The organism is Trabulsiella guamensis ATCC 49490 (genome assembly GCF_000734965.1).
GTDB lineage: Bacteria > Pseudomonadota > Gammaproteobacteria > Enterobacterales > Enterobacteriaceae > Trabulsiella > Trabulsiella guamensis.
Genome location: NZ_JMTB01000058.1, coordinates 36,259 through 42,665, shown reverse-complemented (window position 1 = coordinate 42,665; position 6,407 = coordinate 36,259). Strand labels below are relative to the sequence as shown.

Below are 6,407 nucleotides of genomic sequence, written 5' to 3'. Positions count from 1 at the left end.
GCAATGGCAGTCGCTTCCATCTCTACGGCAATCGCCTGCGGGAAGTTGTGGCGAATTTTTGCTAGGCCGACAGAGCCGTTGATAAAGGCATCGCCGCTGACGATAAGCCCGCGCACCGCGTGCAGGTTCAGCGCGCTGATGCAGCTTTCTGCGGCGGCGATCAGTTTTTCATCCGCTTTAAAACCTGCCGGGCAGCCCGGCAACTGACCGTATTCGTAACCAAAGGCGGTGACGTCGGCGTCGTGATAACGCGCTTCGTCAGAAACTACGATGTCGCCCACTTTCAGCGTCGGGGCAAGACCGCCAGCGGAACCGGTGTTAATAATCACATCGGGTTTGCAATGCTCGAGCAGCAGGGTTGCGCCCATCGCCGCCGCCACTTTACCGATCCCGGATTTGAGCAATGCGATCTCTGTGCCATTCAGCGTACCGGTGTAAATTTCGCTTCCGCCGAGTGTGAGCGTTTTGCGGTTCTCGATTTTGTCACGCAGCAGCGTAACTTCTTCTTCCATTGCACCAATAATGCCGATTTTCATAGATTTACTCGCGATAAGTCATAATTAAAGGCATAGTTTATCATGCGCTCAGAAGATGCGCATTTCCGGACCGGGAGCGGGTATGGCTAAGATCGACTTTCGCAACAAAATAAACTGGCGTCGGCGTTATCGTTCTCCGCAGGGCGAGAAGACCGAACATGAGATCCTGCGCATTTTCGAAAGCGACCGCGGGCGCATCATCAATTCGCCAGCGATTCGTCGGTTGCAGCAAAAAACCCAGGTCTTTCCGCTGGAGCGCAATGCCGCGGTGCGCACGCGTCTTACCCATTCGCTGGAGGTTCAGCAGGTCGGGCGTTATATCGCAAAAGAAGTACTGACACGCCTGAAAGAACAAAAGCTGCTGACGGTTTACGGATTGGACGAACTCACCGGGCCGTTTGAGAGCATTGTCGAGATGGCCTGCCTGATGCACGATATTGGCAATCCGCCCTTTGGCCATTTTGGCGAAGCGGCGATTAACGACTGGTTCCGTCAGCGACTGTTCCCGAGCGATGCGGCCAGCCAGCCGCTGAGCGATGATCGCTGCGTGGTGCAGGGGTTACAGCTACGGGAAGGGGAAGAGTCACTGAACGAGCAACGGCGCAAAGTGCGCCAGGATCTGTGTCAGTTTGAAGGCAACGCGCAGGGGATTCGTCTGGTGCACACGCTGATGCGTATGAATCTTACCTGGGCGCAGGTGGGGTGCATTCTGAAATATACCCGCCCGGCATGGTGGGTGGGGCCGCCGCCCCAGACTCATAGCTATTTGATGAAAAAACCGGGTTATTATCTGTCAGAAGAACCTTACATTGCGCGGCTGCGTAAAGAACTTTCACTGGCGCCTTACAGTCGTTTCCCTCTGACCTGGATAATGGAAGCTGCGGATGACATTTCTTATTGCGTGGCAGATCTTGAAGATGCGGTTGAAAAACGCATCTTTAGCGTTGAGCAGTTATATCAGCATCTGCATGACGCCTGGGGTCATCATGAAAAAGGATCGCTGTTTTCTCAGGTGGTCGAGAATGCGTGGGATAAATCGCGTTCAAATTCCCTGAGCCGTAGCACAGAAGATCAGTTCTTTATGTATTTGCGGGTCAATACGCTGAATAAGCTGGTGCCTTATGCGGCGCAACGCTTTATTGATAATATCGCGCAGATTTTTGACGGTGAATTTAACCATGCGCTACTGGAAGATGACAGCGACTTTAGCCAACTGCTTGATCTTTATAAAAAGGTGGCAATGAAGCATGTGTTCTGTCACCCGGATGTTGAACAGCTGGAATTGCAGGGATACCGTGTTATTAGTGGCCTGCTGGAGATCTACAAGCCATTGCTGGAATTATCGGAGCACGATTTTAGCGAACTGGTCACAAAAGAACGGCTGCGTCATTTACCGATTGAATCGCGGCTGTTTCAAAAACTGTCGACCCGTCATCGACTGGCCTATATCGAAGCGGTTAATAAAATTCCGCGTGATTCAACCGCGTTCGTAGTGATGGAATATTATTATCGTTGCCGCCTGATTCAGGACTATATCAGCGGCATGACTGATCTCTACGCCTGGGATGAATACCGTCGTCTGATGGCGGTGGAATAAGCGGTGAGTTTTGTAAAGATGGACAATATTTTTTTACTTTTTCCATAAACTTAATTCCGGAACTTCCCGCTATAAAGTGAATCTGATAGTGACGTACACAGCGTTTTGTCCTATTTGAAAATTGGAATTGAGATTGAGAAACATGAAAAAAACCACGTTAGCAATGAGTGCACTGGCTCTGAGTTTAAGCTTAGCGTTATCGCCACTGTCGGCGACGGCGGCGGAAACGGCCTCAGCGGCAGCTACAGCGCAGCCGATGCCGAGCCTTGCGCCGATGCTTGAAAAAGTCATGCCTTCAGTGGTTAGTATTAACGTAGAGGGTAGCACTACTGTTAATACACCGCGGATGCCGCGTAACTTCCAGCAGTTCTTTGGTGATGACTCCCCGTTCTGCCAGGATGGCTCTCCGTTCCAGAGCTCCCCGTTCTGTCAGGGTGGTCCTGGCGCAGGCGGTAACGGCGGCGGTCAGCAGCAAAAATTCATGGCGCTGGGCTCCGGTGTGATTATTGATGCCGCGAAAGGGTATGTGGTGACTAACAACCACGTGGTCGACAACGCGACGTCCATTAAAGTGCAACTGAGTGATGGTCGCAAATTAGACGCCAAAGTCGTCGGTAAAGATCCGCGCTCCGACATCGCTCTGATTCAGGTTCAGGATCCGAAAAACCTGACGGCGATTAAACTCGCTGACTCCGATGCGCTGCGTGTGGGTGATTACACGGTGGCAATTGGTAACCCGTTTGGTCTCGGCGAAACCGTCACCTCCGGGATTGTCTCCGCACTGGGCCGTAGCGGCCTGAACGTGGAAAACTACGAAAACTTTATCCAGACCGATGCGGCGATTAACCGCGGGAACTCCGGCGGCGCGCTGGTTAACCTGAATGGTGAACTGATCGGTATCAACACCGCGATCCTCGCACCAGACGGCGGCAACATCGGCATCGGCTTTGCGATTCCGAGCAATATGGTGAAAAACCTGACCGAGCAGATGGTCAAGTACGGCCAGGTGAAACGCGGCGAGCTTGGCATTATGGGTACCGAACTAAACTCTGAGCTGGCGAAAGCGATGAAAGTCGATGCCCAGCGTGGGGCCTTCGTCAGCCAGGTCATGCCGAACTCCTCCGCTGCTAAAGCCGGTGTTAAAGCGGGCGATGTCATTACTTCGCTGGACGGTAAACCGATCAGTAGCTTCGCGGCGCTGCGTGCGCAGGTGGGCTCAATGCCGGTCGGCAGCAAAGTCAGCCTGGGTCTGCTGCGTGACGGCAAACCGATGACCGTGTCGCTGGAGTTGCAACAGAGCAGCCAGACGCAGGTGGAATCCAGCTCTATCTTCAATGGCATTGAAGGCGCTGAGATGAGCAACAAAGGCCAGGACAAAGGTGTGGTGGTAAATGCCGTGAAAGCCGCTTCTCCGGCCGCGCAGATTGGTCTGAAGAAAGGCGATATTATCGTCGGCGCTAACCAGCAGCCTGTGAAAAATATCGCGGATCTGCGTAAGATCCTCGACAGCAAACCGTCGGTTCTGGCGCTGAATATTCAGCGTGGTGACAGCACCATCTACCTGCTGATGCAGTAATCCCCATGGCCTCTCCCGTCCGGGAGGGGCCGCTTTCTTTCCAATTTGTGATTATTCCCACATCTCCATAGATCTCACTGCTGGTTTGTGCATCTGCACAATGTGATAGCGTAGTATCTTCACTAATCTGTTGCTCTGCTGACAGGAGGGGATATGGCTGGCTGGCATCTTGATACCAAAATGGCGCAGGATATCGTGGCGCGAACCATGCGCATCATCGATACCAATATCAACGTAATGGATGCCCGCGGGCGAATTATCGGTAGCGGCGATCGTGAGCGCATTGGGGAATTGCACGAAGGCGCGTTACTGGTGCTGTCACAGGGCCGGGTTGTGGACATCGATCACGCCGTCGCCCGCCATCTGCATGGCGTTCGGGAAGGGATCAACCTGCCGTTGCGCCTGGAAGGGGAGATCGTCGGCGTTATTGGTCTGACGGGCGAACCGGAATCCCTGCGCAAATACGGCGAACTGGTGTGTATGACCGCCGAAATGATGCTGGAACAATCCCGTCTGATGCACTTGCTGGCGCAGGACAGCCGCCTGCGTGAAGAGCTGGTGATGAACCTGATTCAGGCAGAAGAGAATACCCCGGCGCTGACGGAGTGGGCGCAGCGGCTGGGCATCGATCTTAATCAGCCGCGTGTTGCGGCAGTGGTGGAAGTCGACAGCGGGCAGCTCGGCGTAGACAGCGCGATGGCGGAGCTGCAACAGTTGCAGACGGCGCTGACCACCCCCGAACGCAATAACCTGATCGCAATTGTGTCGCTAACCGAAATGGTGGTGCTGAAACCAGCGCTGAACGCCTTTGGTCGCTGGGACGCGGATGATCATCGCCGCCGTGTGGAACAGCTGATCTCCCGCATGAAAGAGAACGGTCAGCTACGGTTTCGCGTGGCGCTGGGCAACTACTTTACCGGGCCGGGCAGTATTGCGCGTTCCTGGCGCACGGCGCGAACAACGATGATGGTTGGCAAACAACGAATGCCCGACAGCCGCAGCTATTTTTATCAGGATTTGATGTTACCCGTGCTGCTCGACAGTCTGCGCGGCGGCTGGCAGGCGAATGAACTGGCCCGCCCACTGGTGCGGCTGAAAGCGATGGACAACAACGGGCTGTTGCGCCGCACGTTGCAGGCCTGGTTTCGCCACAACGTCCAGCCGCTGGCGACGTCAAAAGCACTCTTTATTCATCGCAATACGCTCGAGTATCGCCTGAACCGCATTTCAGAACTGACCGGGCTGGATTTGGGGAATTTTGACGACCGGCTGCTGCTCTATATTGCGCTGCAGCTGGATGAACAGCGGTGAAGTGATTGCCGGGTAAGGCGTCACCGCCACCCGGCAATAAACTACTTATTTGGTGCGGGTCAGCTTTTCAAGATCCGCTTCGATTTCATTGATCTTGTTAGTGACCACGCTTTCCAGATGACGAAGGTCGTCGAGGATCTTACGCTTCAGATCAACTTCAGTGCGATCGCGCAGGCAGATTTGATCTAATTCATCGATCACATAGCGCAGATTCGGGCTGATTTCCTGCACTTCTTTGTAGCCCTGCCCCACACCGTCCGCCACGACGGTCTTACGCTGGCGCGGATATTTGAATTTCACGCTCTTAGCGAAAAACTCGCCTTTATCCTTCTGGAAATAGATTTTCAGGATATCGTTATTGGCTTCCTGCCGGAGGCTGTAACGATCGATTTCATCAGGATTGGTAATGCCCAGACTTTTCAGATTGTCGTACATAGCGGTACCCCTAATTTCAATATAACTATTGAATAATTAATGAAAAAATCCATTTCCGCCAGCGCAACGTGTAAAAAAAGCGGGGCAAACCCGCTTTTCAATCCCGATATTAATCGATGGTGCGTAACAGCTCGTTAATACCGACTTTGCCGCGCGTTTTGGCGTCGACTTTTTTGACAATAACTGCACAGTACAGGCTGTATTTGCCGTCTTTTGACGGCAGGTTGCCGGAAACGACGACGGAGCCGGCCGGGACGCGGCCGTAATGGACTTCGCCGGTTTCGCGATCGTAAATTTTGGTGCTCTGGCCGATGTACACACCCATGGAGATCACCGCGCCTTCTTCGACGATCACCCCCTCAACGATTTCAGAACGTGCGCCGATGAAGCAGTTATCTTCAATGATAGTCGGGTTAGCCTGCAGCGGTTCCAGTACACCGCCGATGCCAACGCCGCCGGAGAGGTGAACGTTTTTACCAATCTGTGCGCAGGAGCCGACGGTTGCCCAGGTATCGACCATCGAACCTTCGTCAACATACGCGCCGATGTTGACATAAGACGGCATCAGCACGGTGTTGCGGGCGATGAATGCACCCTGACGCACCGCAGCGGGTGGCACAACGCGGAAACCTTCTTTCTGGAAACGCGCCTGATCGTAATCCGCGAATTTCATCGGCACTTTATCGAAGTAGCGGCTTTCTGCACCATCAATGACCTGATTATCGTTAATACGGAAAGAGAGCAGTACCGCTTTCTTCAGCCACTGATGGGTCACCCATTGACCCTCGATTTTTTCGGCAACACGCAAGGCACCGGAATCAAGCAGGGAAATGACCTGGTTAACCGCTTCGCGGGTAACAGTATCTACGTTTGCCGGGGTGATCTCGGCACGACGTTCAAAAGCGGACTCAATAACGTTCTGTAACTGCTGCATTGTTTCTCTTTCCATTTA

At 53.5% G+C, this 6,407-nt stretch carries 6 protein-coding genes; 3 read left to right on the top strand and 3 right to left on the bottom strand.

Annotation, left to right across the window (positions count from 1 at the left end; genetic code table 11):
- A partial coding sequence (gene mtnN / locus GTGU_RS07775; RefSeq protein ID WP_038155558.1) for a 5'-methylthioadenosine/S-adenosylhomocysteine nucleosidase occupies positions 1 to 536 on the bottom strand: 536 nt, incomplete at its 3' end.
- Between the two features lie 82 nt (positions 537 to 618).
- Between mtnN and dgt the strand changes: the two genes are divergently transcribed.
- The 3 genes from dgt (at position 619) to GTGU_RS07760 (ending at position 5,020) form a co-directional block, all read left to right on the top strand.
- Positions 619 to 2,133 carry a dGTPase gene (dgt, locus tag GTGU_RS07770; protein ID WP_038155556.1) on the top strand — a complete coding sequence of 505 codons (1,515 nt, stop codon included), beginning with the start codon at positions 619 to 621 and terminating at the stop codon, positions 2,131 to 2,133.
- A gap of 142 nt (positions 2,134 to 2,275) precedes the next feature.
- Positions 2,276 to 3,709, top strand: a complete 1,434-nt coding sequence (gene degP / locus GTGU_RS07765; protein ID WP_038155554.1) for a serine endoprotease DegP — start codon at positions 2,276 to 2,278, stop codon at positions 3,707 to 3,709.
- A gap of 153 nt (positions 3,710 to 3,862) precedes the next feature.
- Positions 3,863 to 5,020, top strand: a complete 1,158-nt coding sequence (locus GTGU_RS07760; protein WP_038155552.1) for a CdaR family transcriptional regulator — start codon at positions 3,863 to 3,865, stop codon at positions 5,018 to 5,020.
- 45 nt (positions 5,021 to 5,065) lie between these two features.
- Here the strand turns inward: GTGU_RS07760 and GTGU_RS07755 are convergent, their stop codons facing one another.
- Positions 5,066 to 5,455 carry a DUF3461 family protein gene (locus GTGU_RS07755; protein ID WP_038155550.1) on the bottom strand — a complete coding sequence of 130 codons (390 nt, stop codon included), beginning with the start codon at positions 5,453 to 5,455 and terminating at the stop codon, positions 5,066 to 5,068.
- Positions 5,456 to 5,564: 109 nt separating this feature from the next.
- Entirely contained in the window at positions 5,565 to 6,389 is an 825-nt protein-coding gene (gene dapD / locus GTGU_RS07750; protein ID WP_038155548.1) for a 2,3,4,5-tetrahydropyridine-2,6-dicarboxylate N-succinyltransferase, read from the bottom strand.
- Positions 6,390 to 6,407 lie beyond the last annotated feature (18 nt).

Bases quoted from the DNA above. Each gene is read 5' to 3' on its own strand.
- dgt (WP_038155556.1), top strand. From the start codon at position 619: ATGGCTAAGATCGACTTTCGCAACAAAATAAACTGGCGTCGGCGTTAT.
- degP (WP_038155554.1), top strand. From the start codon at position 2,276: ATGAAAAAAACCACGTTAGCAATGAGTGCACTGGCTCTGAGTTTAAGC.
- GTGU_RS07760 (WP_038155552.1), top strand. From the start codon at position 3,863: ATGGCTGGCTGGCATCTTGATACCAAAATGGCGCAGGATATCGTGGCG.
- GTGU_RS07755 (WP_038155550.1), bottom strand. From the start codon at position 5,455: ATGTACGACAATCTGAAAAGTCTGGGCATTACCAATCCTGATGAAATC.
- dapD (WP_038155548.1), bottom strand. From the start codon at position 6,389: ATGCAGCAGTTACAGAACGTTATTGAGTCCGCTTTTGAACGTCGTGCC.